We start from the raw sequence: 26709 nt of genomic DNA on the forward strand, positions 1-26709 counted from the left end.
ACGGATTTCCGGAATTCACCGACTCGGAGACTGAGACCACGATGACAGCAACGCGGCGCGCGAGCCGGGCGAGTCCGGCGCGATGGGTGTTTTATCTGGGCGCTGTGGTGGCGATTGCGTGGGTGGCGACGCAGGCGTTTTACTTTGCGCAGATTGCGGTTTGGAATGATGTGAATCCGCAGTCGACGGCTTTCATGCGTTCGGATGCATGGCGTTTATCGCAGGATCGGCCCGATCTTTCTGTGCAGCATACGTGGGTGCCGTATGAGCGGATTTCGCGCAATCTGAAGCGGGCGATTATCGCGTCTGAGGATGCGAATTTCGTGAACAACAACGGGTACGAGACCGACGCGATTTTGCAGGCTTGGGAGCGGAATAAGGCCAAGGGCAAGATTGTGCGTGGCGGGTCGACCATTACGCAGCAGTTGGCGCGGAATCTGTTTTTGTCGCGGGAGAAGAGTTATATCCGCAAGGGGCAGGAGCTGATCATTACGTGGATGCTCGAGACCTTGATGGATAAGGAGCGGATCTTTGAGATTTATCTCAACTCCGTTGAGTGGGGGAATGGGGTTTATGGTGCTGAGGCGGCGGCTCATTATTACTATAAAACGTCTGCCGATAAATTGACTGCTGCGCAGTCGGCCAGGTTGGCGGTGATGCTGCCGCAGCCTAAGTATTTTGATGAGCATCGAGGGTCACCGTATCTTGCGCAGCGCTCGCGGGTTATTGCGCGGCGGATGGGGGCTGCTGAGTTGCCGGAATAAGGGTTTTTGTCTTGCCTACGGCGGTTTTGGGTTTCTTCGTTTCGTTTCATTTCTTATCTTTTTGGTCCATTAGCGTTGCCCCTGTGCGGGGCGGCACTTACTTTCTTTGCCGCGGCAAAGAAAGATAAGCAAAGAAAGCCGCTCACACCGCCAGTGCTATGAGTTATCAGTAGCACTTATCTGCCAGTGGCCCGGGAGCATCCGGGTCATCGCGCATTCCGCGTGAGTGACAAGGCCATCGCACATCCCGTCTCGCACTGCGTGCTCACCGGACCGGTCCGCGCAAACCGAAGGTTTGCATGGGGCATCGCGCCGAGCGAAGCGACGGCTCGCGCTAACGCGCGGCGAAGCGAGTGGTTGATGAAGTACCGCTCCGGCGCGCGCAGCGCCGCCGGAACTGATGAGCGCCTTGTCACTCACGCCGAATGTGCGACACGCCGGATGCCCCGGGGCCACTGGCAGTGACGTGCTCCGCGCAACTTCTAGCACTGGCGGTGTGAGCGGCTTTCTTTGCTTATCTTTCTTTGCCGCGGCAAAGAAAGTAAGTGCCGCCCCGCACAGGGGCAACGCTAATGGACCAAAAAGAAAATAAACCGAGCCGCCGCAGGCAAACCAAAACCAGCCCGGCAAGGGTAAAAATCCCATTATATGAATCCAACACTCACATATTGGAGATTCAAAGAAAACCGCCCTACAATCACCTCAACACACCGCGCCGCGAGCATCGAAGCCGCGAGCAGCGAAAGCAAAAAAACCGGAGACAAAACCCAAACCATGCCGAATTTGAAAAGGCATCCCCCGCACGCCGCATGCGTTGCGAGCCATCAGGTCGACCTCTCCGGTCCCGCGCTGTAAGCGCAAAAATTCATCCAGAAGCGAATCGCCATGAACAAAGCGATGCCCACTCACGCCGCAGGCGCATCCGAAGCCGAACTGGCTCCGCATGCTGACCTCGCGCCCAGGCAGGCCGCAACGACCGCAACGACCGTCGCCAAAGCGCAGCCGCCCGGCACCCAGCAACAACCCCCCGCGGCGAACGAAATCGCACTCCCCAGCACGCTTCTCGACATCACCCCGCAACAAGCCGGCACCCAAACCCTGCTGCGCGGTCTCGCCATTCTCGAAGCGGCAGCCGCCGGCGTACGCGATCTGCGCACCTTCGGCGCAGCGCTCGGCACGACCCGCAGCACCACGCATCGGCTCGTCAGCAGCCTCGTGCAGGCGCGCTATCTGCGACAGGTTCAAGGCGGCTATCTGCTCGGCCCGAAGCTGATCGAACTCGGCACCATCGCGCTCGAACAGATGCCGCTCACCGCCGTCGCGCGTCAGCATCTCGAATCCCTTGCTGAACAAACGCTCGACACGATCCACCTCGGCGTCCGCGATGGCGACGACGTCCTCTATATCGACAAAATCCCCGGCACCCGTGGCCTCGAAATGCGTTCGCGCGTCGGTCATCGGATGCCGCTGGCGTCCACCGGAATCGGCAAAGCCATGATGCTCGACCTCGCGCCGGACGTCTGGCAGTCGCTGTTCGAAGCGTCGCGGCGCGCGCTAGCCGGCGTCACGTTCAAGCCGGATAACCGCCCCGACGCGCCAACCTTCATGCAGCGCATGACCCATTACGCAGCCGGCGGCTACACCTTCGACCTCGAAGAAAACGAAGCGTCGATCCGCTGCGTCGCGGCCCCGGTGCGCGATGCGTCGGGCGCGGTGGTGGCGGCGCTGTCGGTGGCGAGCACGATTCCCTACATGTCCCTGGAACGCATGGACGAACTCATTCCGGTCGTGCAGCGCGAAGCGCGCGCGATCTCGGAAGAACTCGGTTGGCGCGCGCCGCAACCGGCAACCCGCAGGATCAAGCGATGAAGCAAGCGGGTTCTCCCTCGCAGGCAACCAATCAGGCCGCGGCCGGCACCGTCGACGCCAATCCCGCCGCGCCGGCGCAGCCGGCATTGATCGCGCTTGATTGGGGCACGACGTCGCTGCGCGCCTATCTGTTCGACGCGGACGGCAACGTGCTGGCCACGCGGGCATCGACGGCCGGCATCATGAATCTGCCGAAGAGCGCGGAGCAGGGCGGCTTCGACGCCGCATTCGACGCCGTCTGCGGCCCCTGGCTCGACGCCGCGCGGGCGCTGCCTGTGATCGCGGCGGGCATGGTCGGCAGCGCGCAGGGCTGGCTCGAAGCGCCGTATGTCGACGCGCCGGCGAACGCCGATGCGCTGGTGGCCGGCATTGTCCGCGTGAAAGCGGCGAGCGGCGTGACAGTGCACATCGTGCCCGGCGTGCTGCAACGCGGCGAGCTTCCGAACGTGATGCGCGGCGAAGAAACGCAGATCTTCGGCGCGCTCGGCGAGGAAGCGAACGCCAAAGACGTAGAGACCAAAGCCGCGAACGCAGCGAACACAACGACCGAAGCCGCAACCCCGGCCGACACCAGCAAGCGCGCACTGATCGGCTTACCCGGCACGCACGCGAAATGGGTCGTCGTGCAAGCCGGCCGGATCGAGCGTTTTCACACCTTCATGACCGGGGAAGTGTTCGCGGCACTGCGCGATCACACGATCCTCGGCCGCACGATGCTCACGCCGGATCGTCCGGATACCGATGCATTCGTGCACGGCGTGAACATCGCCCGCGAGAAAGGGCAGGCCGGCGTGCTGGCGACTATTTTCAGTTCGCGCACGCTCGGTCTCACCGGACAACTTTCGCGCGAACAGCAGCCCGACTATCTGTCGGGATTGCTGATCGGTCACGAACTGGCCGGCCTCGACGCCGTGCTCGTGCAGCAACAGGACTCGCTCGCCGCGCAAAGCCTGCGTCTGATCGGCAATGAAGCGCTGTGCGAGCGCTATCGCCTCGCATTGGCGCAATTCGGCTGCCATCGCGCGGAGCTGGTCAAGCACGCGACCGAACGCGGCTTGTGGCGTGTCGCCACGCAGGCGGGGCTCGTCGAGCCGGCGCCCCATGCGGCGCACGCCGGCTAGGCGCAGCGGCGCTGCCTACGATAGAACGGATACAAGGAACCGACATGCAACCTCATATCAACCTGCCCGCCCCGTACATGCCGCACGCGGGTCTGATCGCCGCATTCGACGCGTGTCCGCTGATCGCGATCCTGCGCGGCGTGACGCCCGCCGATGCCGCCGAACACGGCCAGGCACTGTACGAAGCCGGCTTCCGGATCGTCGAAGTGCCGCTGAATTCGCCGCAGCCGTTCGACAGCATCGCGGCGATCCGCCAGGCGCTGCCGGCTGACGCGATCGTCGGCGCGGGCACGGTGCTGCATCCGAGTTTCGTCAACGACGTGAAGGCGGCCGGCGGCGAACTGATCGTGATGCCGCATAGCGATCCGGACGTGGTCTGCGCCGCGAAAGCGCAGGGGCTAGCGTGCGCGCCGGGCGTCGCGACGCCGAATGAAGCCTTCATCGCATTGAAGAACGGCGCGGACGTGCTGAAGATGTTCCCCGCCGAGCAGCTTGGCTGCCACGTGGTCAAAGCCTGGCGCGCGGTAATCGCGGCGCAGGTGCCGCTGGTGCCGGTCGGCGGAATCACGCCGGACAACATGGGACCGTTCCTGAGCGCCGGTGCGAACGGCTTCGGTCTCGGCTCGGCGTTGTACAAGCCGGGTCAGAGCGTTGCGGCTACCTCGTCGCATGCGAAGGCGTACGTCAACGGGCTGCGCATCGCTCGCGCGGGCGCGAAGAAATGAAGCGCCTCGCCGACAAGGTCGCATTGATCACCGGCGCTGGACGCGGCATCGGCGCTGCGATCGCGCTCGCTTTTGCGCGCGAAGGCGCGGCGGTCGTATTGGCCGAACTGGATCTCGACACCGCGCAACGGACGGCCGCGCAGATCGAGGCCCAAACGCAAGCACGGGTGTTGGCGGTGCGCACCGACGTGACGCAATCGGCGTCGGTACAGCACGCGGTGAGCGAGGCCGAAAGCGCATTCGGCGCGGTGAACGTGCTGGTGAACAACGCGGGCATCAACGTGTTCTGCGACCCGTTGACGATGACCGACGACGACTGGCGCCGCTGCTTCGCGGTCGATCTCGACGGCGTGTGGAACGGTTGCCGCGCAGTATTGCCGGGCATGGTCGAACGCGGCGCGGGCAGCATCGTGAACATCGCGTCCACGCATTCGTTCAAGATCATTCCGGGCTGCTTCCCGTATCCGGTCGCGAAGCACGGCGTGATCGGCCTGACGCGCGCGCTCGGCATCGAATATGCACCGCGCAACGTGCGTGTGAACGCGATCGCGCCGGGCTACATCGAAACGCAATTGACGCAGGACTGGTGGAACGAGCAAGCCGACCCGGCCGCGGCCAGACAGGCGACGCTCGCCCTGCAACCGATGAAGCGCATCGGCCGCCCGGAAGAAGTGGCGATGACAGCGGTCTTCCTCGCATCGGACGAAGCGCCGTTCATCAACGCGAGTTGCATCACGGTGGATGGCGGGCGCTCGGCGCTGTATCACGACTGAGTTGAATCCGGAGCAAAGGGTTTCGCAGTAAGCAGCATGGTTTCACCGGACGACGCGCTGGCCGCGTGTGTCACAGCCGGTACAAGAAAACGCGGCCGATACCTTCTCGTTAACAATTAGTCGGGAGACACGCATCATGAAACGCAGAATTTTTCTCACGCTGGCAGCCGCGGCGACGGGTGTGCTCTTCAACGCACCCATCGCGCAAGCCGCCGATCCGGTCAAGATCGGCTTCCTCGTGAAGCAGCCGGAAGAACCGTGGTTCCAGGACGAATGGAAGTTCGCCGAAATCGCCGCCAAGGAGAAGGGCTTCACGCTGGTGAAGATCGGCGCGCCGTCGGGCGAGAAGGTAATGAGCGCGATCGACAACCTGTCGGCGCAAAAGGCACAGGGCTTCGTGATCTGCACGCCGGACGTGAAGCTCGGACCGGGCATCGTCGCGAAGGCGAAGGCCGACGGCCTGAAGATGATGACGGTCGACGATCGTCTGGTCGACGGCGCGGGCAAGCCGATCGCTTCGGTGCCGCATATGGGCATCTCGGCCTACAACATCGGCAAGCAGGTCGGCGACGGTCTGGCTGCGGAAATCAAGAAGCGCGGCTGGGACATGAAAGACGTGGGCGCGATCGAGGTGACCTACGAACAGTTGCCGACCGCGCATGACCGCACCGGCGGCGCGACCGACGCGCTGATCGCCGCGGGCTTCCCGAAGGCGAACATCATCGCCGCGCCGCAAGCGAAGACCGACACGGAAAACGCGTTCAACGCCGCCAACATCGCGCTGACGAAGAACCCCAACTTCAAGCACTGGGTGGCTTACGCGCTGAACGACGAAGGCGTGCTCGGCGCGGTGCGCGCAGCGGAAGGCCGCGGTTTCAAGGCGGACAACATGATCGGTATCGGCATCGGCGGTTCGGATTCGGCTTTGAACGAATTCAAGAAGCCGACGCCGACGGGCTTCTACGGCACGGTCATCATCAGCCCGAAGCGTCACGGCGAAGAAACCTCGACGCTGATGTACGACTGGATCACGCAAGGCAAGGCACCGCCGCCGCTGACGCTGACAACCGGCATGCTGGCAACGCGTGACAACGTGGCCGACGTGCGTCAGAAGATGGGCCTGGCAGCCAATTAAGCGGGTGTTGCACTGAAGTGAGCTGCCGGTGCGTGTCGCTCTTTTGCTCAGGAGCACGCGCGCCGGCGGCAGTAGTACAAGATGAGTAGTTGAGACAGACCGTGTTTGCCGATGGCGTCAGCGCCTCGCGAAACGTCACGGTTCAAACGAAGTAAGAGGAGGCGAAGTGTCAGCGACGCTACGTTTTGACAATATCGGCAAAGTCTTTCCAGGCGTGCGCGCGCTCGACGGCGTGTCCTTCGACGTCAACGTCGGCCAGGTACACGGCCTGATGGGCGAAAACGGCGCAGGGAAATCGACCCTGCTGAAGATACTCGGCGGTGAATATCAGCCCGACTCGGGCCGCGTGATGATCGACGGCAACGAGGTGCGCTTCACGAGCGCGGCTTCGTCGATCGCGGCGGGGATCGCGGTGATTCACCAGGAACTGCAATACGTGCCCGACCTGACGGTCGCGGAAAATCTGCTGCTCGGCCAACTGCCGAACTCGCTCGGCTGGGTCAACAAACGCGAAGCGAAACGCTTCGTGCGCGAACGGCTCGAAGCGATGGGCGTCGCGCTCGATCCGAATGCGAAGCTGAGAAAGCTCTCGATCGCGCAACGGCAGATGGTCGAAATCTGCAAGGCGCTGCTGCGCAACGCGCGCGTGATTGCACTGGACGAGCCGACCAGTTCGCTGTCGCATCGCGAGACCGAAGTGCTGTTCAAGCTGGTGCGCGACCTGCGCGCGGACAACCGCGCGATGATCTACATCTCGCACCGGATGGACGAGATCTACGAGTTGTGCGACGCGTGCACGATCTTCCGCGACGGCCGCAAGATCGCGTCGCATCCGACGCTCGAAGGCGTGTCGCGCGACACCATCGTCAGCGAGATGGTGGGGCGCGAAATCGCGGACATCTACAACTATTCGGCGCGACCGCTCGGCGAAGTGCGCTTCGCGGCGAAAGGGATCGAAGGCCACGCGCTTGCACAACCGGCCAGCTTCGAGGTGCGGCGCGGCGAGATCGTCGGCTTCTTCGGTCTGGTGGGGGCGGGCCGCAGCGAACTGATGCACCTCGTGTACGGCGCCGATCACAAGAAGGGCGGCGAACTGTTGCTCGACGGCAAACCGATCAAGGTGCGCAGCGCCGGCGAAGCGATCCGTCACGGGATCGTGCTGTGTCCGGAAGACCGCAAGGAAGAAGGCATCGTCGCGATGGCGACCGTGTCGGAGAACATCAACATCAGTTGCCGCCGTCACTATCTGCGCGCGGGCATGTTCCTCGATCGCAAGAAGGAAGCCGAAACCGCCGACCGCTTCATCAAGCTTCTGAAGATCAAGACGCCGAGCCGCCGCCAGAAGATCCGCTTCCTGTCGGGCGGCAACCAGCAGAAAGTGATTCTGTCGCGCTGGCTCGCCGAGCCGGATCTGAAAGTGGTGATTCTCGACGAACCGACGCGCGGGATCGACGTCGGCGCGAAGCACGAGATCTATAACGTGATTTATCAGCTCGCCGAACGCGGCTGCGCGATCGTGATGATTTCGTCGGAATTGCCGGAAGTGCTCGGCGTGTCCGACCGCATTGTCGTGATGCGTCAGGGCCGGATTTCCGGCGAACTGGCGCGCAAGGATGCAACGGAACAATCGGTGCTGAGCCTCGCGTTGCCGCAAAGCTCGACCGCATTGCCCGGCACCGGAACTGGAACCGCCGCCGCCCAGCAGGCGGCCTGAACATTATCTGGACGAAAGTCCGGCAACCCGTGGGGAACGGGAGGAGTCTTCAACATGCAAGCCAGAGAAAACCTCGCGCAGCAAGCCGCCAAAAGCGCGGCCGAAGCGCTGATTCCGCAGTCGAACGACAAGGCGAAATGGTGGCAGCAGATCACTGAGTACAGCCTGATCGTGATCTTCGTCGTGATGTTCGCGACGATGTCGCTCACCGTCGAGCACTTCTTCTCGATCGAGAACATGCTCGGTCTCGCGCTGTCGATTTCGCAGATCGGCATGGTCGCGTGCACGATGATGTTCTGTCTCGCGTCGCGCGATTTCGACTTGTCGGTGGGTTCGACGGTCGCGTTCGCCGGCGTGCTGTGCGCGATGGTGTTGAACGCCACCGGCAACACGTTTATCGCGATCGTCGCCGCAGTCGTGGCGGGCGGCGTGATCGGCTTCATCAACGGCGCCGTGATTGCGTATCTGCGCATCAACGCGCTGATCACCACGCTCGCGACGATGGAAATCGTTCGCGGTCTGGGCTTCATCGTGTCGCACGGCCAGGCAGTCGGCGTGTCGTCGGATACGTTTATTGCGCTCGGCGGCCTGTCGATGTTCGGCGTGTCGCTGCCGATCTGGGTCACGCTGCTGTGCTTCATCGTGTTCGGCGTGATGCTCAACCAGACCGTGTACGGCCGCAATACGCTCGCGATCGGCGGCAATCCGGAAGCGTCGCGTCTCGCGGGGATCAACGTGGAACGCACGCGCGTCTACATCTTCCTGATTCAGGGCGCGGTGACTGCGCTGGCCGGTGTGATTCTGGCGTCGCGCATTACGTCGGGTCAGCCGAACGCGGCGGGAGGGTTCGAGCTGAACGTGATTTCGGCGTGCGTGCTGGGCGGCGTGTCGCTGCTCGGCGGCCGCGCGACGATCTCCGGCGTCGTGATCGGCGTGCTGATCATGGGTACCGTCGAGAACGTGATGAACCTGATGAACATCGACGCGTTCTATCAGTACCTCGTGCGTGGCGCGATCCTGCTCGCCGCCGTGCTGCTCGACCAGTTGAAGAACCGCGGTTCGCGCGATTAAGTGCGACCAGGCGCAACTCACTTACCCGCTTTAAAAGGAATCGAACGATGTCGTCTCCGGCCAATGCAAACGAGCGTCTCGCGGACAACGCGTTCGCGCGCTATCCGAGTCTCGTCGACCGTACGGTGCTGATCACGGGCGGCGCGACCGGTATCGGCGCGTCGTTCGTCGAGCATTTCGCGGCGCAGGGCGCACGCGTCGCATTCTTCGATATCGACGCGAGCGCGGGTGAAGCGCTCGCCGACGAACTCGGCGATTCGAAACACAAGCCGCTGTTTCTGCGCTGCGATCTGACCGACATCGACGCGCTGCAAAAAGCGATCGCCGACGTGAAGGCCGCGCTCGGTCCGATCCAGGTGCTGGTGAACAACGCGGCGAACGACAAGCGTCATTCGATCGGCGAAGTGACGGCCGCATCGTTCGACGCCGGCATTGCGGTGAATATCCGCCACCAGTTTTTCGCGGCGCAGGCCGTGATGGAAGACATGAAAGCGGCGAACGCGGGGTCGATCATCAACCTGGGCTCGATCAGCTGGATGTTGAAGAACGGCGGTTATCCGGTGTACGTGATGTCGAAATCGGCGGTGCAGGGTCTGACGCGCGGTCTGGCGCGCGATCTCGGTCACTTCAATATTCGCGTCAACACGCTGGCGCCGGGCTGGGTGATGACGGAGAAGCAGAAGCGTTTGTGGCTCGACGACGCGGGCCGCCGCGCGATCAAGGAAGGCCAGTGCATCGACGCCGAGCTGCAACCGGCCGACCTCGCGCGCATGGCGCTGTTCCTCGCCGCCGACGACAGCAGGATGATCACCGCGCAGGACATCATCGTCGACGGAGGCTGGGCGTGAGCGCTGTGCCGCGTACGCCCGGTACGCCCGGTAAGTCCGGTACGCATCCCGCGACGTTGCTGCTCGACACGCAATGCGCGCTCGGCGAAGGCGCCACCTGGTGCGCGAACACCGGGCGCTTTTATTGGACCGACATCGAAAGCGCGCAACTGTGGCGCTACGACCCGAGCGACGGCAGCAGCACGTTCTGGCGCATGCCGGAGCGGCTCGCCACCTTCGCGCTGTGCGCCGATCCGAATGTTCTGCTGCTCGGCCTCGCGTCGCATCTCGCGTTTTTCGATCTGACCACGGGCGAGACCCGGCATATCGTCGACGTCGAACCCGGTCTGAACACGCGCGTCAACGACGGACGTTGCGACCGCCAGGGCCGCTTCGTGTTCGGCACGAAAGACGAAGGCGCGCCGCTGAGGACGGTGGGCGGCTTCTATCGCCTGAATCATGATCTGTCGCTTGAACGTCTTCCGCTGCCCGCGCCGGCGATTTCGAACAGCATCGCGTTCAGTCCGGACGGCACGACGATGTACTACTGCGATTCGCCGACGCGCGAAATTCGCGCCTGCGACTATCGCGCGGACGGCAGCATCGCGAACGACCGTCTGTTCACGACGCTCACCGACGCGACCGGCGAGCCGGACGGCTCGAGCGTCGACAGCGACGGCGGGCTGTGGAACGCGCAATGGGGCGGTAAGCGGGTGGTGCGATACGGCCCCGACGGCGTCGCAACCGAACGTGTCGATGTACCTACAGCGCAGCCGAGTTGCGTCGCGTTCGGCGGGGCGCAACGGGGCACGCTGTACATCACGAGCGCGCGCGTCGGCCTCGATGCCGCCGCACTCGCCGACGATTCCCACGCGGGCGGTGTGTTTGTAGCAACGCCAACGCGGCACGGTTTGCCCGAACCGGTATTCCAGGGCGCGCCGGCTTAGCGCAGAATGACGCTGCCTCGATCGCCATGCACTACCGGGAGGAGGTCGAGCCGAGTGTTTGATGGTGAATCAGAAGTCGATGTCGCATAACCCCTTGCAGCAAATTCGGCAGCAAATCGGCAGCAAGCAGTTCGGACCCAGAGGCGACCCGTACAAAAAATCGCCCAATAACGTACCCGTCGACCACGACGGCCAAGTCCTACGCCTCTCGATGGAGCCAGATATGACTGTTGCGAATCTTGTTTCCGCTTCTTCTCAAACCCGGCGCGCGCGACTCAACGCGGCAGCCAATCCGGTGCTTCCGGGTCCCAGTACGTCGGCCGTCGCGGTCGGCGAAACGAGCGGCGGCGACGTCGCCTGCATCACGCTGGCAAATGCGCATTTGCGCCTCGACGTCGCGCCGACGCTCGGCGGCGGCATCACCCGTTTCGACTGGCGCGCCGACGGCGCGCTGACGCCGATCTTCCGCCGTTGCCGGCACGTCGCCGCGGACACCCCGCCGAATCAGCTAGCCTGTTATCCCTTGCTGCCGTATTCGAACCGGATCGGCGGCGGCCAGTTCAACGTGGCCGGACGGCGCGTCGAGGTGCCGCGCAATCGCGCCGACGAACCGCTGCCGATTCACGGCGACGGCTGGCTTTCCGCGTGGCAGGTCGCCGAGTCGGAGCGCGAAACCGTGCGCCTGACGCTCGATCGTCACGACGGCAAACCGTATGCATTCCGCGCGACGCAAACCTATACGCTGGACGGCCCGACGCTGGTGGTTGCACTGGAAATCGAGAACGCCGGGCGCGAGCCGATGCCGTTCGGCCTCGGCGTGCATCCGTTCTTCGTGCGCGACACCGACACGGAGTTGTCCGCCGCCGCGGGCGGCCTGTGGCTTTCCGGCGACGACTGGCTGCCGGTGCGGCACGTGCCCGCGCCGCCCGCGTGGCAATTCGGCGTGGCGTATCCGCTGCCGGAAACCATCGTCAATCACGCGTTCACCGGCTGGAGCGGGCAGGCGGCGGTGGTGTGGCCGAAGCGCCGCCTGTCGCTGAACATCGCGGCCGATACCGACTACTACGTGCTTTACACGCCGCCCGGCGAGGACTTCTTCTGCTTCGAACCGGTCGATCATCCGATCAACGCGATGAATCTTGCCGGCGGCGCGAGCGAGAACGGGATGACCCTGCTCGCGCGCGGCGAGCGGCTGACGCGCACGTTCCGCTTCACCGTCGAGCGGACGGGTTTGCGTTCGATGCCGGGCGCGCGCGGGTCGAAGCGGCGGCAGTAGTCGCCGGGACGGCGCACGGGACAGGTAAAATACGCGCCTCTTCCGTTATCGGCTCGCCGCGAGACTCACCATGTCCCATTTCATCCAGACGCTCAACGACGCCTGGCAGCGCACCCACTCGCTGCTGTGCGTCGGCCTCGACCCCGAGCCCAGCAAATTCCCCGGCGCGCTCGCCGGCCGGCCCGACTCGATCTTCGATTTCTGCCGCACGATCGTCGATGCGACCGCGCCGTATGCGTCGTCGTTCAAGCCGCAAATCGCCTACTTCGCGGCGCATCGCGCGGAAGATCAACTCGAGCAGTTGATCGCGCATATTCATACGAACCATCCGGGCCTGCCGGTGATTCTGGATGCGAAACGCGGCGACATCGGCAGCACCGCCGAGCAGTACGCGCGCGAGGCGTTCGAGCGCTATCAGGCGGATGCGGTGACGGTGAATCCGTATATGGGCTTCGATTCGATCGAGCCGTATCTGGAACACGAAGGCAAGGGCGTGATCGTGCTGTGCCGGACTTCGAACCCCGGCGGTTCGGATCTGCAATTCCTCGAAACCGGCGGGCGTCCGCTGTATCAGGTCGTCGCGCAACTGGCCGCGCAGAAGTGGAACGCGAGCGGGCAGTTGAGTCTCGTGGTCGGCGCGACTTTCCCGAAGGAAATCGAAGTGGTGCGTGGGATTGTCGGCGACATGCCGCTGCTGATTCCGGGCATCGGCGCGCAGGGCGGCGACGTGCAGGCGACGGTCAACGCCGGGCGCACCGCGAACGGCACGGGCATGCTGATCAACTCGTCGCGGGCGATCATCTATGCGGGCAAGGGCGACGATTTCGCCGAAGCCGCCGCGAAAGCCGCGCTGGAAACGCGAGACCGGATCAACGCGTTCCGGTGATGAAGGGCTGTTGTTGGTGACGGCCGCTCTATGCAGCGGCCGCCGCTAGTCGCGCAATCAACGCCGCGTGCTGCGGATGTCGTGCCTTCAATGCATCGGCATCCGCCAGTTCGAATTCGCTGAACTCGAACCCCGGCGCTACCGTGCAGCCGACCAGCGCGAACGTCGCCGGGTCGGCGCATTCGGCAGCGAACCACAAACCCGCCGGTACGACGGCCTGAAATACGGCGTTGGGGTGGGTCAGCGTGTTGCCTAACCGATGCGTGACCAGCGTGCCGTTTTTGTCGAGTACGTGGACGTTCAGCGGCGCGCCGGCGTAGAAATGCCAGACCTCGTCGGACTTGATCCGATGCCACGCGGAATGCGCGCCGTCGCAAAGCAGGTAGTAGATGGCGGTGGACGCCGAGCGCGTGTCACTCGATTCGCGTGGATCGTCGCCGCGCGTGACACGTGCGAAGGACCGATACGTCTCGCTAAAAAATCCACCTTCCGGATGCGGCTTCAGATCGAAGCGGCGGATCAACTCGTTTTTGGCTGTGTTCGGATCGCTCATATCGCGCGTGATTTCAGAAGCTCGAACGACGGTTAATCAATGTTCGCGCTCGTCGAGCAGCGCGAGTACGCCGCGCAACGCGTGCGCCGCGGCCTGCACCCGGATCCTTTCGCGATCGCCTTTGAAAATCTTCGTTTCGACCGACGTATGCAGCCGGTTGCTCCAGCCGAACGAAACCATGCCGACCGGCTTGGTTTCGGTGCCCCCGCCCGGCCCGGCCACGCCGGTGATCGACAGCGACACCTGCGCGCGGCTGTTGCGCAGCGCGCCTTCGGCCATCGCTTTCGCGACCTGCTCGCTGACCGCGCCGTGCTTGTCGATCAGGTCGGCCGGCACGCCGATCATTTCGCACTTCGCCTGATTCGAATACGTGACGAAGCCACGGTCGAACCAGCCGCTGCTGCCGGAGATGTCAGTGATCGCGGTCGCCACCATGCCGCCCGTGCAGGATTCGGCGGTGACCAGCAGCAGGCGCTCGTCACGCAGCCGGTTGCTCACGCGAATCGCGAGTTGATGAACCACTGAATCGGTAGGCATGGCGTGAATCCGGAAAGCGCAAAAAGCAGATAGGCAGAGAAGCTGGCAAATAGGCGAAGGCGGCGCGCCGAGGCCCGCTCAGACCGACATGCGCCACAGCGCGATCACGAGCAGCGTGAAAAACGCGGCGACCAGGTCATCGAACATGATGCCAAAGCCACCTTTCAGACGCCGGTCGAAATAGCCGATCGGCGGCGGCTTCACCATATCGAAAAAACGGAACACGACGAACGCCCAGAATTGCCCGACCAGCGTGAGCGGCGTGACCATCAGCAGCACCAGCCAGAACGCGACGATCTCATCCCATACGACCGGCGACGGATCGTCGGTGCCGAGCTTCTTCGCGGTGAAGCCGCAGATCGCGATGCCGCCGATGAAGCCCGCGACGATCAGCACGCCCCATTCGATCACGGTCAGATAACGGCTCAACACGGCAAACGACGCCCACGCGAACAGCGTGCCGACCGTGCCCGGCGCGACCGGCGACAAACCGCTGCCGAATCCGAGCGACAGCAGATGCAACGGATGCGACAGCATGAACCGTGCGGTGGCGCGGCGTGGCTGCGGGCGCGGCGCGCGCGGACCGGAGGCGCCGGGCGGCGGGTTGCCGATGAGTTTGTCGGCGGGGCCGAGCGGGGGATCAGTCTGCATGAAAGTGATCGAAGCCTTGCAACGTCAGAGTGAGCGGCGCGCCGGCGGCGTCGCGCCAGCCGATCGCCGGGCGGTCGGCCGCCGATTCAAGTGCGCTTATTGTACCGATGCGGGTGACCGCCACGGCCGCCTCGCGGCCGGCATTTTCAACCTGCGCGCGCGCCGCGACCGGCGCGGTGAAGCACAACTCGTAATCGTCGCCGCCGGCGAGCGTGCAGCGCCGCTGGATGTCCGGCGCGAGGCGTCGCAGCGCTTCCGAGCGCGGCACCGCGTCGACATCGACGGTGGCCTGTACTTTCGAGCGTTCGAGGATGTGCAACAGGTCGCCGGCAAGGCCGTCCGACAGGTCGAGCGCCGCGTGCGCGATGCCGCGCAGTGCGAGGCCGAGGACTACGCGCGGCTCCGGGCGCTCGAGGGCGCGACGAAACGTCGCAGTGTCGCCGGCATCGGCTGCCCACTCGCCGCGCAGCACGCCGAGCCCTGCGCGCGCGTCGCCGAGCGTGCCGGAAATCCAGATGTCGTCGCCCGGCTGCGCGGTGTCGCGGCGCAGCGCGGCGTGCGGCGGCACGCTGCCGAACACCGTGATGCACAGATTCAGCGGACCGCCGGTCGTATCGCCGCCGACCAGATCGCAGCCGTAGCGCTCGGCCAGCGCAAAGAGGCCGTTGCTGAACGCGGCGAGCCACGCTTCGTCGGCTTTCGGCAGCGAGAACGCCAGCGTGAACGCCTGAGGCTTCGCCGCCATCGCCGCCAGATCCGACAGATTCACCGCGAGCGCCTTGTGGCCGAGCGCCTCCGGATCGACATCCGCGAAGAAGTGACGGCCTTCCACCAGCATGTCCGTCGATACCGCCAGCATTTCGCCCGGAGGCGGCGCGAGCAGCGCGCAGTCGTCGCCGATGCCGAGCGTGCCCTCCGCGGGGCGGGGCGATTGAGCGGCGGCGCGCCGGGCGAAGAAGCGGTCGATCAGCGAAAACTCGGAGAGCATGGTGGTAATGGTTGAACGGGTAGGTGCCGCGAAAAATCCGCTAACCGCGCGCATTCCGTGCGCAGCGTTGCGGGTCAACACGCGATTTGGCTTCGATGCCCGCCTGGTTTGCGGTCGGGTCGGAATGTGCCGCGTCGGCCTTTCGGATTATTTCGGTCGCGGCAGTTGTACCCGTATTGAAGGGATTGGGCTGGCAATTGGGGCTACAATGCCGTCGAACATCTATTCTAATCCGCACTTCGAAGCCCGCCTTATGTCGACCCCCGTCAATAGCAAACTCCGCGAAGCCGCTCTCGATTATCACGAGTTCCCCACCCCCGGCAAGATCGCGATCGCCCCGACCAAGCAGATGATCAACCAGCGCGACCTTGCGTTGGCCTATTCGCCCGGCGTGGCGTTTGCTTGTGAAGAAATCGTCGAAAACCCGCTGAACGCCGCACGCTTCACCGCGCGCAGCAACCTGGTCGGCGTCGTGACGAACGGCACCGCGGTGCTGGGTCTCGGCAACATCGGGCCGCTCGCGTCGAAGCCGGTCATGGAAGGCAAGGCCGTCCTGTTCAAGAAGTTCGCCGGCATCGACGTCTTCGACATCGAACTGAACGAATCCGACCCGCACAAGCTGGTCGAAGTGATCGCGGCGCTGGAGCCGACGTTCGGCGGCATCAACCTCGAAGACATCAAGGCGCCGGACTGCTTCATCGTCGAACGCGAATGCCGCAAGCGGATGAAGATCCCGGTATTCCACGACGACCAGCACGGCACCGCCATCGTCGTCGCGGCGGCGATTACCAACGGCCTGAAAGTGGTCGGCAAGGACATCAAGAAGGTCAAGCTCGTGTCGTCGGGCGCGGGCGCCGCCGCGCTGGCCTGCCTGGACCTGCTGGTCGACATCGGCCTGCCGCTCGAAAACATCACCGTCACCGATCTGGCCGGCGTGGTCTACAAGGGCCGCGTCGAACTGATGGACCCGGACAAGGAACGTTTCGCCCGCGAAACCGACGCGCGCACGCTCGCTGAAGCGATCGGCAACGCGGATATTTTCCTGGGTCTGTCGGCCGGCGGCGTGCTGAAGCAGGACATGGTCAAGCAGATGGCGGACAAGCCGCTGATTCTGGCGCTCGCCAACCCGACGCCGGAAATCCTGCCGGAACTGGCGCTGGAAGTGCGCCCGGACGCCGTGCTGTGCACCGGCCGCACGGATTACCCGAACCAGGTGAACAACGTTCTGGTGTTCCCGTTCCTGTTCCGCGGCGCGCTGGACGTAGGCGCGACGACGGTCACGCGTGAAATGGAAATCGCCGCGGTCAATGCGATCGCCGAACTGGCGCGTCAGGAGCAGAGCGACATCGTCGCGACGGCTTATGGCATTCAGGATCTGTCGTTCGGCCCGGAATACCTGATTCCGAAGCCGTTCGACCCGCGCCTGATCGTCAAGGTCGCGCCGGCCGTGGCCAAGGCCGCGATGGATTCCGGCGTCGCCGAGCGTCCGATCGAAGACATGGACGCGTACGAACAGCATCTTCAGCAGTTCGTGTATCACAGCGGCACCACGATGAAGCCGATCTTCCAACTGGCGCGCGGCGTCGAGCCGGAGAAGAAGCGCATCGTTTTCGCCGAGGGCGAAGAAGAGCGCGTGCTGCGCGCCATGCAGATCATCGTCGACGAAAAGCTCGCCAAGCCGATCCTGATCGGCCGCCCGGCGGTGATCGAGCAGCGGATTGCGCGCTACGGTCTGCGTCTCGTCGCGGGTCAGGACTACACGGTCGTCAATACCGACCACGACGAGCGCTACCGCGACTTCTGGCAGGAATATCACAAGATGATGTCGCGCAAGGGCATCAGCGCGCAGATGGCGAAGCTCGAAATGCGCCGCCGCACCACGCTGATCGGCGCGATGCTGGTGGAGAAGGGCGAAGCCGACGGGATGATCTGCGGCACGGTGTCGACCACGCATCGCCACCTGCACTTCATCGATCAGGTGATCGGCAAGAAGGCGGGCGCGAACGTCTACGCGGCGATGAACGCGCTGGTGTTGCCGAACCGCCAGATTTTCCTCGTGGATACGCACGTGAACGTCGACCCGACGCCTGAAGAGCTGGCCGAGATCACGATCATGGCCGCGGAAGAGGTGCGCCGCTTCGGTATCGAGCCGAAGGTCGCGCTGCTGTCGCATTCGAACTTCGGCACGAGCAACGCGCCGAGCGCGCAGAAAATGCGCGACACGCTGGCGATCCTGCGCGAGCGCGCGCCGGAACTGCAAGTGGACGGCGAAATGCACGGCGACATCGCGCTCGACGCGAATCAACGCCGCGAAATCATGCCGGACTCGACGCTGGAAGGCGACGCGAACCTGCTGGTGCTGCCGAACATCGACGCGGCCAACATCTCGTACAACCTGCTGAAGACGGCTGCGGGCAACAACATCGCGATCGGCCCGATGCTGCTGGGCGCGGCGAAGCCGGTGCACGTGCTGACCGCTTCGGCGACGGTGCGCCGCATCGTCAACATGACGGCGCTGCTGGTTGCCGACGTGATCGCCGCCCGCTAAGCGGCTGGCTGCGTGAACACGGCGCCAGCCAGCCGGGCGCCGGGCAAAAAAAAGGCGTGCCCGCAATGGGCACGCCTTGGGTGAACAGGGGAAAGCCACCCAAAAAAAGGCTGAATGAGACCATTCCGCCTCCGAGGCACTCGGAAATCCACACAGCGACAAAAGAGAAGAACGGCATGCCGGCATCGGCCGTATGCGTGCTGATCGGGCTCGTTACGTCCGCAGAACTCTTCTGCTTGCATCGATGAGCTAATTTTAGCCTGAGCAGGCTAGAAATTCTGTCAAAAGTCGTCAAAGCCTGTACGGTGGCGCTTCCCCGCATGATTGGGGCGCTTTGCCTGTCTGGCGAACGTTGATTCCGGGGGGCTTTAGCGATACCCTTACGACTTTCATGGTCGTCAAACTCGTGATCTAACAGCGGGGAACCTTGATTCATGGCACGCAAGTGGCAGCGCATGAAGGGCGTGCTGATCGGTGCGTTGACGCTTTGTGTTCTATCCGGCCCCGTGCCGCACGCGTTTGCGCGCGACTACGCGGCGCCCGCCGGACCAGAAGCGCAAGTGCAGGGCACCGTCGCGCTGGCGCAGCTGCCGCGCGAAGCAGTCAACACATTGAACTTGATTGCCGCCGGCGGGCCTTACCCGTATGAGAAGGACGGCGTCGTATTCGGCAACCGCGAACGATTGCTGCCGCCACAAAGGCGCGGCTATTACCACGAATACACCGTTCCCACGCCTCGTTCGCGTAATCGCGGGGCGCGTCGCATCGTCTGCGGAGGTCCGCTACGGCGAACCGATAACTGCTACTACTCGGACGACCACTACACCAGTTTTAATCGTATTGTTGAATGACATCGGGATGAACGGCATGAGCGACAACGTCTACGCGCACGACTCCGGAGTCGCGACGGATCTTTTCGCGGCCGGCGACGGCAATTTGTTCCAGCGCGTCATGAAGATGCGTGCCGGCGATCAGGGCCGGGATAACCAGGGCGAAGACAGCACTGCGCTCTCATCGAACGAGGAGCCCATGAGTCTTTTCAAGACCGTACGACCGAACATCGTACAGTCGATCCGCGCCTTTCGCGTGCAGGATCTCGCCGACGAAGCCAATCAGCTCGGGCAGCATTTCCTGTATGCGTACACCGCGAATGCACAGAGCAAACAGGAAGTCCTCGAGACCATCGCGACGTCGTTCCTGTTTCCCAAGCATTTCGGCAAGAATTACGACGCGCTCTACGACTGCCTGACCGACCTGGTTCACAAGGCAGGCGCGCAGCCCGGCTTTGTGATCGTGCTCGATCAACTGCCGGTCGCGCAGAAATTCGACAAGGAAGGGCGCGAGACGCTGCTGGACGTGTTCCGCGAGGCAGCCGAATTCTGGGCTGAGCGCAAGATTGCGTTCCGGGTGTTTTACTCGTTTGCGTGAACGCGCGGTGCGTTGAAGCGCTAGAAGCTCAAGCAGGTTTAGAAAGCAAAGGCCCGCCAACTGGCGGGCCTTTGCTTTTACCAGCCTCCCCAACGCGCAGCCAGAGCGGACAGAACCGCGATGCCCGCGGTTTCGGTGCGCAGCACGCGCGGTCCGAGTCCGACAGCCGTAAAGCCTTGCTCGATCGCGGCCGCTTCTTCTTCCGCCGACAAACCGCCTTCCGGACCGATCAGCACCGTCACGCGACCGGACGGCGGATCGGCCGGCAGTGCCGCGAAGCCGATGCTCGCACGCGGCGACAGCAAGATGCGCAACTCGCCGTCTTCGGCTGCGGCGGGCAGCGCGTCCAGCCAGGCGGCGATGTCGCGCACCGGCATGATTTCCGGCAGACGATTGCGCCCGCACTGTTCGCACGACGCCCGCACGATGCCTTGCCAGTGCGCATGGCGCCGCTGCGCGCGTTCACCGGCAAGCCGCACGACGCTGCGCGTAGCGGTGAGCGGCATGAAACACGATGCGCCCAGTTCAACCGCCTTCTCGATCAGCCAGTCCATCTTGTCGCCGCCAGCGATGCCTTGTGCGAGCGTCAGCCGGTAGGGCGGCTCCGCTTCGTGATCGCGAAACTCGCGGATGCGGACGGTGGCCGAGCGCCGCTCGACTTCGAGGAGTTCGGCGCTGTATTCGCCGCCTTCGCCGTTGAACAGCGTGATCGAATCGCCCGGCTGCAAGCGCAGCACGAGAACATGGCGGGCGACGTCATCGGGCAACGGCAGGATGTCGTCGGATTGAAGAGCGGCGCCGACGAAGAAACGAGGCATCGAAAAATACTCACTAGTTCAGGAAAGATGGCGAGCGAGCGCCCAACGGTAGCCGTCCAGATCTTCGACCTGGGCGAACCGGTCGCCCCAGAACTGATCCTGTGGCTCGCTCAGCGATTTGGCGCCGGCAGCCAGTGCCCGCGTATAGACCGCGTCGACATCGTCGACGTAGACGTAGAACGATTGCGGCGCGATCGCGCCCGAGCTTTTGGGCGTTTTCGCCGCCGAGCCGAACGCGCCTTCGGGCGCGAACATCACGATCAACTGGCCTTGATAGGTCATCTCGACATGCATGACGACGCCGTCGTCCTGCACGCTGTCGCGCACTTCGAAACCGAATGCCGCCGTGAAGAAGGCGCTGGCGGCACGGGCGTCGCGCACCGTCAGATAAGGGGTCAACCAGGGCACACCGGCTGGGCGGGAGGCGGTCATGGAGTTCTCCGGATCGATGGGTTGGCGGGGCGCGACGCGTGCGGCAAGGCGTGCGGTCGGGCGCGTATCGGTGCCTCTTCAGCGCGTCGGCGGACCGCGCATTTTGCACGCGCGTCAGCTCGACGGCTTGAAGAACTGACTTAGTTTATCGCGCACCGCGCGCGATGCCGAGAAGAGTGCGGGATGCAGCGCGGCGTCGTAGTGCTGCAACGGTGGGATGCTTCGCCCAGCCATGCGCGATTCGAGTTCTGCGACGCCGGGCGATGTGGGGTCGAGCGTGTCGCTGGCGGTCGCCATCATCCAGAGCGAGCCGTAGAGCGGGATGAAGGTGCTCATCGTGCGAACGATCGTGAATGCGTCGCGTAGATCGCTCAACAATCGATTAATGCGTTCTGCGTGGAAGTACGGCGAGCCGAGGTGCAGCGACAGCGCGGCGTTCGGGTTCATCGCCAGTTTGAGTTGCGTGTAGAAGGCCGGCGTGTAGAGACCGGCGGCGGGCGAATCGGGCGGCGTCAGGTCGAAGACGACCAGATCGAATCGCGCGGCAGGGTTGGAAGCGGCAGCCTTCACCGCCCCAGTCACATACTTCGCGGCGTCGCCGATCACCAGTTCCACGCGCGGATCGTCGAAAGCACCGCCGTGTACTTGCGGTAGATGCTCGCGCGTCAGGCGCACCACTTCTGCGTCGAGCTCCGCTACCACGATCCGTTCGATGCCCGGATGCTTCAGCAATTGCCGCGCGGCGCCGCCATCGCCACCGCCCAGCACCAGCGCCGAGCGGGGCGCCGGATGCGTCAAGGCAGCAGGATGCACCATGCATTCGTGATAGATGAATTCGTCGCCGGTGGAGGTCATCGGCCGACCGTCGAGCGTGAACAGACGGCCGAGCTGCGGCGTGTCCCACACCTCGATGTGCTGGTACGGCGAGGTCACGCTCGCAATGCGACGCGCATTGTCGAAGCCGTAGACAGCGCCTTGACCAGGATGGAACAGCAGCGAATCGGTCATAACGAGCGGGCTCCGTGCGCGGCACAGCGGCAGGTTGGCAAAGTGAATCGAGGTGGTCCGATTGTAAAGGGCGGACGCGCTCCGCATCCGCGACCGGCGCGCACCGCCGCCGCATCCGGCCGCACGAACAGCTGCAATCCCACTCTGCTTTGCAAGCAGAACGGCAACAACGTTCTGTTAGAATGGCACGCTTTCAGCCTTGTCCGTTTGCTCTGCCCGTTTCGCGTCTCCTGGCGCCGCACCGTGCGCCGAAGCGAACCGGCATGCGAGCATCCGGTCCTCGAGCGCGCACCGCTTTCTGACTCTGTCTCCGGACTCGACATGACGACCCCGTCTCCTGCACCCACTTCCCTGATGGCCAACGCGATCCGCGCGCTGTCCATGGATGCCGTTCAAAAAGCGAATTCCGGCCACCCCGGCATGCCGATGGGCATGGCCGAAATCGGCGTGGCCTTGTGGTCGCGTCATCTGCGCCACAACCCGAAGAACCCGCAATGGGCCGATCGCGACCGCTTCGTGCTGTCGAACGGCCACGGCTCGATGCTGCTGTACTCGCTGTTGCATCTGACCGGCTACGACCTGCCGATCGAAGAGCTGAAGAACTTCCGTCAGATGCATTCGAAGACGCCGGGCCACCCGGAATACGGGATCACGCCGGGCGTCGAAACCACCACCGGCCCGCTCGGCCAGGGTCTGGCGAACGCAGTGGGCATGGCGCTCGCCGAGTCGCTGCTCGCTACCGAATTCAACAAGCCTGACGCATCGATCGTCGACCACCACACGTATGTGTTCGTCGGCGACGGCTGCCTGATGGAAGGCATCTCGCACGAAGCCTGTTCGCTCGCGGGCGTGCTGAAGCTGAACAAGCTGATCGCGTTCTACGACGACAACGGCATCTCGATCGACGGCGAAGTGGTCCACTGGTTCCACGACGACACGCCGAAGCGCTTCGAAGCATATGGCTGGAATGTGATCCCGAACGTGGTCGGTCACGACGTCGACGCAGTGGACGCCGCCATCAAGCAAGCGAAGCTGTCGGACAAGCCCACGCTGATCTGCTGCAAGACCGTGATCGGCGAAGGTGCGCCGACCAAGGCCGGTAGCCACGACTCGCACGGCGCGCCGCTCGGCGACAAGGAAATCGCGGCCACCCGCGAAAAGATCGGCTGGAAGTGGGAGCCGTTCGTGATCCCGCAAGAAGTCTATGCGGCATGGGACGCGAAGGAAGCGGGCGCGCGCATCGAATCCGAATGGGACAAGGCGTTTGCAGCGTACGCGGCCAAGTACCCGCAGGAAGCCGCCGAGTTCAAGCGTCGCGACGCGAAGCAGCTGCCGGCCGACTGGAAGGAAAAGGCGAAGGCGATCATCGCCGGCGCGAACGAACGCGCGGAAACCATCGCTACGCGCAAGGCGTCGCAACAGGCTATCGAAGGTTTGTCGGCTGTGCTGCCGGAACTGCTCGGCGGCTCCGCCGACCTGACCGGTTCGAACCTGACCAACTGGAAGGCCGCGAAGCCCGTGCGCGTGAACGCCGAAGGCAAAGCCGCCGGCAACTACGTGAACTACGGCGTGCGTGAATTCGGCATGAGCGCCGCGATCAACGGCGTCGCGCTGCACGGCGGCTTCAAGGCCTTCGGCGGCACGTTCCTGACGTTCTCGGACTACAGCCGCAACGCGCTGCGCGTGGCCGCGCTGATGAAAGCGCCGTCGATCTTCGTGTTCACGCACGACTCGATCGGCCTCGGCGAAGACGGCCCGACGCACCAGTCGATCGAACATGTTGCGAGCCTGCGTCTGATTCCGCACCTGCAAGTGTGGCGTCCGGCTGATACCGTCGAAACCGCGGTGGCCTGGACCCACGCGGTCGAGCATCACGGCCCGTCGTGCCTGATCTTCAGCCGTCAGAACCTGTTGTTCTCGGAGCGCACGGACGCGCAGATCGCCAACATCGAGAAGGGCGGTTATGTGCTGCGCGACTGGAACGACGAGATCGTCGCACGCAAGATCATCCTGATCGCCACCGGTTCTGAGGTTGAACTGGCGTTGAACGCGGTCGAGCCGCTGGCTCGCGAAGGCATTGCGGCACGGGTCGTGTCGATGCCGTCGACCACCGTGTTCGACAAGCAGGACGCCGAGTACCGCGAACGCGTGTTGCCGCAAGGCGTGCGCCGTGTCGCGATCGAAGCGGGCGTGACGGATTTCTGGCGCAAGTACGTGGGTCTCGAAGGCGGCGTGGTCGGCATCGACACGTTCGGCGAATCGGCCCCGGCTGGCGTGCTGTTCAAGCATTTCGGCTTCACCGTCGAGCACGTCGTAGAGACGGCTAAAGCCGCGCTCGGCTGATCTTCGGCCACGAGCGTTGCCGCTTGCGTGCGAACGCGCGGCAACGCGGCCAGTCAGACGAACTGTGACGTATTTTTTCAGCCATCAGGAGATAGACCATGACGATTCGCGTCGCAATCAACGGCTACGGCCGGATCGGCCGCAACACGCTGCGCGCCTTCTACGAAAACGGCAAGAAGCACGATATCGAAATCGTCGCCATCAACGATCTCGGCGATGCCAGGACCAACGCTCACCTGACGCAATACGACACCGCGCACGGCAAGTTCCCGGGCGAAGTGTCGGTGGACGGCGACTACCTGGTCGTCAACGGCGACAAGATCCGCGTGCTGGCCAACCGCAACCCGGCCGAACTGCCGTGGGGCGAACTGAATGTGGACGTCGTGCTGGAATGCACGGGCTTTTTCACGACCAAGGAAAAGGCGAGCGCGCACATCAAGGGCGGCGCAAAGAAGGTGATCATCTCGGCGCCGGGCGGTAAAGACGTCGACGCGACGGTTGTCTACGGCGTGAACCACCATGTGCTGAAGGCTTCGGACACGGTGATCTCGAACGCATCGTGCACGACCAACTGCCTCGCACCGCTGGTCAAGCCGCTGAACGACAAGATCGGCCTCGTGAACGGTCTGATGACCACGATCCACGCGTACACGAACGACCAGGTGCTGACGGACGTGTACCACGAAGACCTGCGCCGCGCGCGCTCGGCCACCCACAGCCAGATCCCGACCAAGACCGGCGCGGCTTCGGCTGTCGGTCTGGTGCTGCCGGAACTGAACGGCAAGCTGGACGGCTACGCGATTCGCGTGCCGACGATCAACGTGTCGATCGTCGACCTGTCGTTCATCGCCGCGCGCGACACGACGGTCGAGGAAGTCAACGCGATCATGAAGGAAGCGTCGGAAGGCGCGCTCAAGGGCATCCTCGGCTACAACACGGCGCCGCTGGTGTCGATCGACTTCAACCACAACCCGGCTTCGTCGACGTTCGACGCCACGCTGACCAAGGTGTCGGGTCGTCTGGTGAAGGTGTCGAGCTGGTACGACAACGAGTGGGGCTTCTCGAACCGCATGCTCGACACGGCTGTGGCGCTCGCGAACGCGAAGTAAGTCGTTTGCCTGGTCTGCCCGGCGGCCGCGGTTGGGCTTTGCCGGGCGATTACACGGCGACTGCAAGAAGAAACCGCTCCTCGGAGCGGTTTTTTTATACCTGCGGCGTCGGAAAATACACGCCGGCGCGTTGCGCGGCGTTCGAGATATGCGTTTCGATCGCCTTGCCGGCCGCGGTGGAGTCGCGGGCCTTGAGTGCATCCAGAATCACGCGATGTTCGTGGTACGTGGACAGCACCAGCTCGCGCCGATAGAACGGCATCCGCTGGCTTTCCTTCATGATCTCCGCGCTGCTGCTCAGGATCGACTCGATCGCCGCGTTGCCCGCAATACTGACGATGCGCATGTGGAAGTCGTAGTCGAGGCGGGCGGCTTCATCGAGTTCCTCGTGTGCCAGCGCCGTTTGCAGCGCCGCGATATTGTCTTCGAACCACGCGAGGTCGGTGTCGCTCACGGCCAGCGCCGCCATGCGCGCGATAAAGCCCTCAAGCGCATAACGCATCTGATAAGTGTCGGGCAACGACGACTGCTCGGCGAAGCGCCACGATTGAGCGGCGTTGGCCTGCGCACTTTCCACATATACGCCCTTGCCGGGGCGAATCATCAGCAGACCGAGCGCTTCCAGCGTGGACAGCGCTTCGCGCAGCGATGCACGGCTGATCGCCAGTTCCTCCGAAAGCTGACGCTGCGCCGGCAGCAGACTGCCCACCGGATAGACGCCTGCCTCGATCCGCTCGCGGATCGTCGCGATGGCGGCGTCGGTGACGGTGTGCGGGGCGTTTTTCATCGTTTCTCACTCGGTTGTCGCGGTCTGACCAGCATTCTAATACGTGTACCGGGTGCTCTTGCGAGAGCTTGTCCACAAGCCTCGGCAAGCGCCGCAACGCTTTGACGGAACGGGTAAACATTCCAATATGAATCCTTGACGCCAGTATATCGGCTTCCTATTATTCGCCATAACGATACTGGTCGGACCAGTCTGAACAGATGTGGCTCGCAACACGCATGCCGCAAGGTTCATCGGCATCGTGCGCGTGCTGACCGTCTGATCGGCAACCGCGTCGCGACGGCGGTGTCGCCGTGTCGGGCATGCGCGCATCGTGTGCTGAATCGAGACACCCGCACGCGTCGCTTTGCCGGCAGATGACCACGCTCTGCCGGGTATTCCTTAACCCTTCGTCGCTCA

At 63.8% G+C, this 26709-nt stretch carries 25 protein-coding genes; 17 read left to right on the forward strand and 8 right to left on the reverse strand.

What is annotated here, in order from left to right:
- The first annotated feature begins 41 nt into the window (after window positions 1–41).
- The 12 genes from mtgA (at window position 42) to pyrF (ending at window position 13108) form a co-directional block, all read left to right on the forward strand.
- Window positions 42–764, forward strand: coding sequence for a monofunctional biosynthetic peptidoglycan transglycosylase (mtgA, locus tag PQQ51_RS00360; RefSeq protein ID WP_408493875.1), 723 nt, complete (start codon window positions 42–44; stop codon window positions 762–764).
- An 885-nt stretch (window positions 765–1649) separates the two neighbouring features.
- Entirely contained in the window at window positions 1650–2633 is a 984-nt protein-coding gene (locus PQQ51_RS00365; protein WP_408493876.1) for an IclR family transcriptional regulator, read from the forward strand.
- The gene (locus tag PQQ51_RS00370; RefSeq protein WP_408493877.1) at window positions 2630–3754 is read left to right on the forward strand and encodes a 2-dehydro-3-deoxygalactonokinase; all 1125 of its coding nucleotides are present in this window, start codon (window positions 2630–2632) and stop codon (window positions 3752–3754) included. The genes PQQ51_RS00365 and PQQ51_RS00370 overlap by 4 nt, the downstream gene beginning before the upstream one ends.
- Window positions 3755–3798: 44 nt before the next feature.
- Entirely contained in the window at window positions 3799–4479 is a 681-nt protein-coding gene (locus PQQ51_RS00375; protein ID WP_408493878.1) for a 2-dehydro-3-deoxy-6-phosphogalactonate aldolase, read from the forward strand.
- The gene (locus tag PQQ51_RS00380) at window positions 4476–5252 is read left to right on the forward strand and encodes an SDR family oxidoreductase (RefSeq protein WP_408493879.1); all 777 of its coding nucleotides are present in this window, start codon (window positions 4476–4478) and stop codon (window positions 5250–5252) included. Before PQQ51_RS00375 ends, PQQ51_RS00380 begins: the two co-directional genes overlap by 4 nt.
- A 136-nt stretch (window positions 5253–5388) precedes the next feature.
- Window positions 5389–6387 carry an arabinose ABC transporter substrate-binding protein gene (locus PQQ51_RS00385; RefSeq protein ID WP_408493880.1) on the forward strand — a complete coding sequence of 333 codons (999 nt, stop codon included), beginning with the start codon at window positions 5389–5391 and terminating at the stop codon, window positions 6385–6387.
- 166 nt (window positions 6388–6553) lie between these two features.
- Window positions 6554–8101 (forward strand): L-arabinose ABC transporter ATP-binding protein AraG, encoded by a 1548-nt coding sequence (gene araG / locus PQQ51_RS00390; RefSeq protein ID WP_408493881.1) that lies wholly within the window; start codon window positions 6554–6556, stop codon window positions 8099–8101.
- Between the two features lie 54 nt (window positions 8102–8155).
- The gene (gene araH / locus PQQ51_RS00395; protein ID WP_408493882.1) at window positions 8156–9172 is read left to right on the forward strand and encodes an L-arabinose ABC transporter permease AraH; all 1017 of its coding nucleotides are present in this window, start codon (window positions 8156–8158) and stop codon (window positions 9170–9172) included.
- A 47-nt stretch (window positions 9173–9219) separates the two neighbouring features.
- On the forward strand, window positions 9220–10020 hold the full coding sequence (locus tag PQQ51_RS00400) for an SDR family NAD(P)-dependent oxidoreductase (RefSeq protein ID WP_408493884.1): 801 nt from the start codon (window positions 9220–9222) through the stop codon (window positions 10018–10020).
- Window positions 10017–10946 carry an SMP-30/gluconolactonase/LRE family protein gene (locus PQQ51_RS00405; protein WP_408493886.1) on the forward strand — a complete coding sequence of 310 codons (930 nt, stop codon included), beginning with the start codon at window positions 10017–10019 and terminating at the stop codon, window positions 10944–10946. The genes PQQ51_RS00400 and PQQ51_RS00405 overlap by 4 nt, the downstream gene beginning before the upstream one ends.
- Window positions 10947–11169: 223 nt before the next feature.
- Entirely contained in the window at window positions 11170–12222 is a 1053-nt protein-coding gene (locus PQQ51_RS00410; protein WP_408493887.1) for an aldose 1-epimerase, read from the forward strand.
- Between the two features lie 70 nt (window positions 12223–12292).
- Window positions 12293–13108 (forward strand): orotidine-5'-phosphate decarboxylase, encoded by an 816-nt coding sequence (gene pyrF, locus PQQ51_RS00415; RefSeq protein ID WP_408493888.1) that lies wholly within the window; start codon window positions 12293–12295, stop codon window positions 13106–13108.
- Window positions 13109–13136: 28 nt separating this feature from the next.
- Here pyrF and PQQ51_RS00420 read toward each other — a convergent pair whose 3' ends face one another.
- The 4 genes from PQQ51_RS00420 to thiL form a co-directional block, all read right to left on the reverse strand.
- Window positions 13137–13661, reverse strand: a complete 525-nt coding sequence (locus tag PQQ51_RS00420) for a cupin domain-containing protein (RefSeq protein WP_408493889.1) — start codon at window positions 13659–13661, stop codon at window positions 13137–13139.
- Window positions 13662–13697: 36 nt separating this feature from the next.
- On the reverse strand, window positions 13698–14198 hold the full coding sequence (locus PQQ51_RS00425) for a CinA family protein (RefSeq protein WP_408493890.1): 501 nt from the start codon (window positions 14196–14198) through the stop codon (window positions 13698–13700).
- 78 nt (window positions 14199–14276) lie between these two features.
- Window positions 14277–14849 carry a phosphatidylglycerophosphatase A family protein gene (locus PQQ51_RS00430; protein WP_408493891.1) on the reverse strand — a complete coding sequence of 191 codons (573 nt, stop codon included), beginning with the start codon at window positions 14847–14849 and terminating at the stop codon, window positions 14277–14279.
- Window positions 14839–15837: a thiamine-phosphate kinase gene (gene thiL, locus PQQ51_RS00435; RefSeq protein ID WP_408493893.1), complete on the reverse strand. Its 999-nt coding sequence runs from the start codon at window positions 15835–15837 to the stop codon at window positions 14839–14841. Before thiL ends, PQQ51_RS00430 begins: the two co-directional genes overlap by 11 nt.
- Before the next feature lie 208 nt (window positions 15838–16045).
- Between thiL and PQQ51_RS00440 the strand changes: the two genes are divergently transcribed.
- The 3 genes from PQQ51_RS00440 to PQQ51_RS00450 all read left to right on the forward strand — a co-directional run bounded on the left by PQQ51_RS00440 (window position 16046) and on the right by PQQ51_RS00450 (window position 19813).
- A complete protein-coding gene (locus PQQ51_RS00440; RefSeq protein WP_408493894.1) occupies window positions 16046–18385 on the forward strand; it encodes an NADP-dependent malic enzyme in 2340 nt (779 codons plus the stop codon).
- Window positions 18386–18819: 434 nt separating this feature from the next.
- The gene (locus PQQ51_RS00445) at window positions 18820–19236 is read left to right on the forward strand and encodes a ribonuclease (RefSeq protein ID WP_408493896.1); all 417 of its coding nucleotides are present in this window, start codon (window positions 18820–18822) and stop codon (window positions 19234–19236) included.
- Between the two features lie 16 nt (window positions 19237–19252).
- Window positions 19253–19813 carry a barstar family protein gene (locus tag PQQ51_RS00450; RefSeq protein WP_408493897.1) on the forward strand — a complete coding sequence of 187 codons (561 nt, stop codon included), beginning with the start codon at window positions 19253–19255 and terminating at the stop codon, window positions 19811–19813.
- 77 nt (window positions 19814–19890) lie between these two features.
- Here PQQ51_RS00450 and PQQ51_RS00455 read toward each other — a convergent pair whose 3' ends face one another.
- The 3 genes from PQQ51_RS00455 to speE all read right to left on the reverse strand — a co-directional run bounded on the left by PQQ51_RS00455 (window position 19891) and on the right by speE (window position 22071).
- Window positions 19891–20631: a 16S rRNA (uracil(1498)-N(3))-methyltransferase gene (locus PQQ51_RS00455; protein ID WP_408493898.1), complete on the reverse strand. Its 741-nt coding sequence runs from the start codon at window positions 20629–20631 to the stop codon at window positions 19891–19893.
- Between the two features lie 18 nt (window positions 20632–20649).
- On the reverse strand, window positions 20650–21063 hold the full coding sequence (locus PQQ51_RS00460; RefSeq protein ID WP_408493899.1) for a VOC family protein: 414 nt from the start codon (window positions 21061–21063) through the stop codon (window positions 20650–20652).
- 114 nt (window positions 21064–21177) lie between these two features.
- Window positions 21178–22071: a polyamine aminopropyltransferase gene (gene speE / locus PQQ51_RS00465; RefSeq protein ID WP_408493900.1), complete on the reverse strand. Its 894-nt coding sequence runs from the start codon at window positions 22069–22071 to the stop codon at window positions 21178–21180.
- A 321-nt stretch (window positions 22072–22392) separates the two neighbouring features.
- On the opposite strand from speE, the gene tkt reads away from it, so the two are divergent.
- Window positions 22393–24414 (forward strand): transketolase, encoded by a 2022-nt coding sequence (gene tkt, locus PQQ51_RS00470; RefSeq protein ID WP_408493902.1) that lies wholly within the window; start codon window positions 22393–22395, stop codon window positions 24412–24414.
- A 98-nt stretch (window positions 24415–24512) separates the two neighbouring features.
- Window positions 24513–25523, forward strand: coding sequence for a type I glyceraldehyde-3-phosphate dehydrogenase (gene gap, locus PQQ51_RS00475; RefSeq protein WP_408493903.1), 1011 nt, complete (start codon window positions 24513–24515; stop codon window positions 25521–25523).
- Between the two features lie 94 nt (window positions 25524–25617).
- On the opposite strand, the gene PQQ51_RS00480 is transcribed toward gap, so the two are convergent.
- Entirely contained in the window at window positions 25618–26310 is a 693-nt protein-coding gene (locus PQQ51_RS00480) for a FadR/GntR family transcriptional regulator (RefSeq protein ID WP_408493905.1), read from the reverse strand.
- Window positions 26311–26709: the final 399 nt, after the last annotated feature.

The organism is Paraburkholderia xenovorans (assembly GCF_046030735.1).
GTDB lineage: Bacteria > Pseudomonadota > Gammaproteobacteria > Burkholderiales > Burkholderiaceae > Paraburkholderia > Paraburkholderia xenovorans_A.

Bases quoted from the DNA above. Each gene is read 5' to 3' on its own strand.
- PQQ51_RS00375 (WP_408493878.1), top strand. From the start codon at position 3,799: ATGCAACCTCATATCAACCTGCCCGCCCCGTACATGCCGCACGCGGGT.
- PQQ51_RS00410 (WP_408493887.1), top strand. From the start codon at position 11,170: ATGACTGTTGCGAATCTTGTTTCCGCTTCTTCTCAAACCCGGCGCGCG.
- PQQ51_RS00440 (WP_408493894.1), top strand. From the start codon at position 16,046: ATGCCGTCGAACATCTATTCTAATCCGCACTTCGAAGCCCGCCTTATG.
- thiL (WP_408493893.1), bottom strand. From the start codon at position 15,837: ATGCTCTCCGAGTTTTCGCTGATCGACCGCTTCTTCGCCCGGCGCGCC.
- PQQ51_RS00430 (WP_408493891.1), bottom strand. From the start codon at position 14,849: ATGCAGACTGATCCCCCGCTCGGCCCCGCCGACAAACTCATCGGCAAC.
- PQQ51_RS00380 (WP_408493879.1), top strand. From the start codon at position 4,476: ATGAAGCGCCTCGCCGACAAGGTCGCATTGATCACCGGCGCTGGACGC.
- pyrF (WP_408493888.1), top strand. From the start codon at position 12,293: ATGTCCCATTTCATCCAGACGCTCAACGACGCCTGGCAGCGCACCCAC.
- araH (WP_408493882.1), top strand. From the start codon at position 8,156: ATGCAAGCCAGAGAAAACCTCGCGCAGCAAGCCGCCAAAAGCGCGGCC.
- PQQ51_RS00460 (WP_408493899.1), bottom strand. From the start codon at position 21,063: ATGACCGCCTCCCGCCCAGCCGGTGTGCCCTGGTTGACCCCTTATCTG.
- gap (WP_408493903.1), top strand. From the start codon at position 24,513: ATGACGATTCGCGTCGCAATCAACGGCTACGGCCGGATCGGCCGCAAC.
- PQQ51_RS00425 (WP_408493890.1), bottom strand. From the start codon at position 14,198: ATGCCTACCGATTCAGTGGTTCATCAACTCGCGATTCGCGTGAGCAAC.
- PQQ51_RS00455 (WP_408493898.1), bottom strand. From the start codon at position 20,631: ATGCCTCGTTTCTTCGTCGGCGCCGCTCTTCAATCCGACGACATCCTG.
- mtgA (WP_408493875.1), top strand. From the start codon at position 42: ATGACAGCAACGCGGCGCGCGAGCCGGGCGAGTCCGGCGCGATGGGTG.
- PQQ51_RS00445 (WP_408493896.1), top strand. From the start codon at position 18,820: ATGGCACGCAAGTGGCAGCGCATGAAGGGCGTGCTGATCGGTGCGTTG.
- tkt (WP_408493902.1), top strand. From the start codon at position 22,393: ATGACGACCCCGTCTCCTGCACCCACTTCCCTGATGGCCAACGCGATC.
- PQQ51_RS00420 (WP_408493889.1), bottom strand. From the start codon at position 13,661: ATGAGCGATCCGAACACAGCCAAAAACGAGTTGATCCGCCGCTTCGAT.
- PQQ51_RS00480 (WP_408493905.1), bottom strand. From the start codon at position 26,310: ATGAAAAACGCCCCGCACACCGTCACCGACGCCGCCATCGCGACGATC.
- PQQ51_RS00385 (WP_408493880.1), top strand. From the start codon at position 5,389: ATGAAACGCAGAATTTTTCTCACGCTGGCAGCCGCGGCGACGGGTGTG.
- PQQ51_RS00365 (WP_408493876.1), top strand. From the start codon at position 1,650: ATGAACAAAGCGATGCCCACTCACGCCGCAGGCGCATCCGAAGCCGAA.
- PQQ51_RS00370 (WP_408493877.1), top strand. From the start codon at position 2,630: ATGAAGCAAGCGGGTTCTCCCTCGCAGGCAACCAATCAGGCCGCGGCC.
- speE (WP_408493900.1), bottom strand. From the start codon at position 22,071: ATGACCGATTCGCTGCTGTTCCATCCTGGTCAAGGCGCTGTCTACGGC.
- PQQ51_RS00450 (WP_408493897.1), top strand. From the start codon at position 19,253: ATGAGCGACAACGTCTACGCGCACGACTCCGGAGTCGCGACGGATCTT.
- PQQ51_RS00400 (WP_408493884.1), top strand. From the start codon at position 9,220: ATGTCGTCTCCGGCCAATGCAAACGAGCGTCTCGCGGACAACGCGTTC.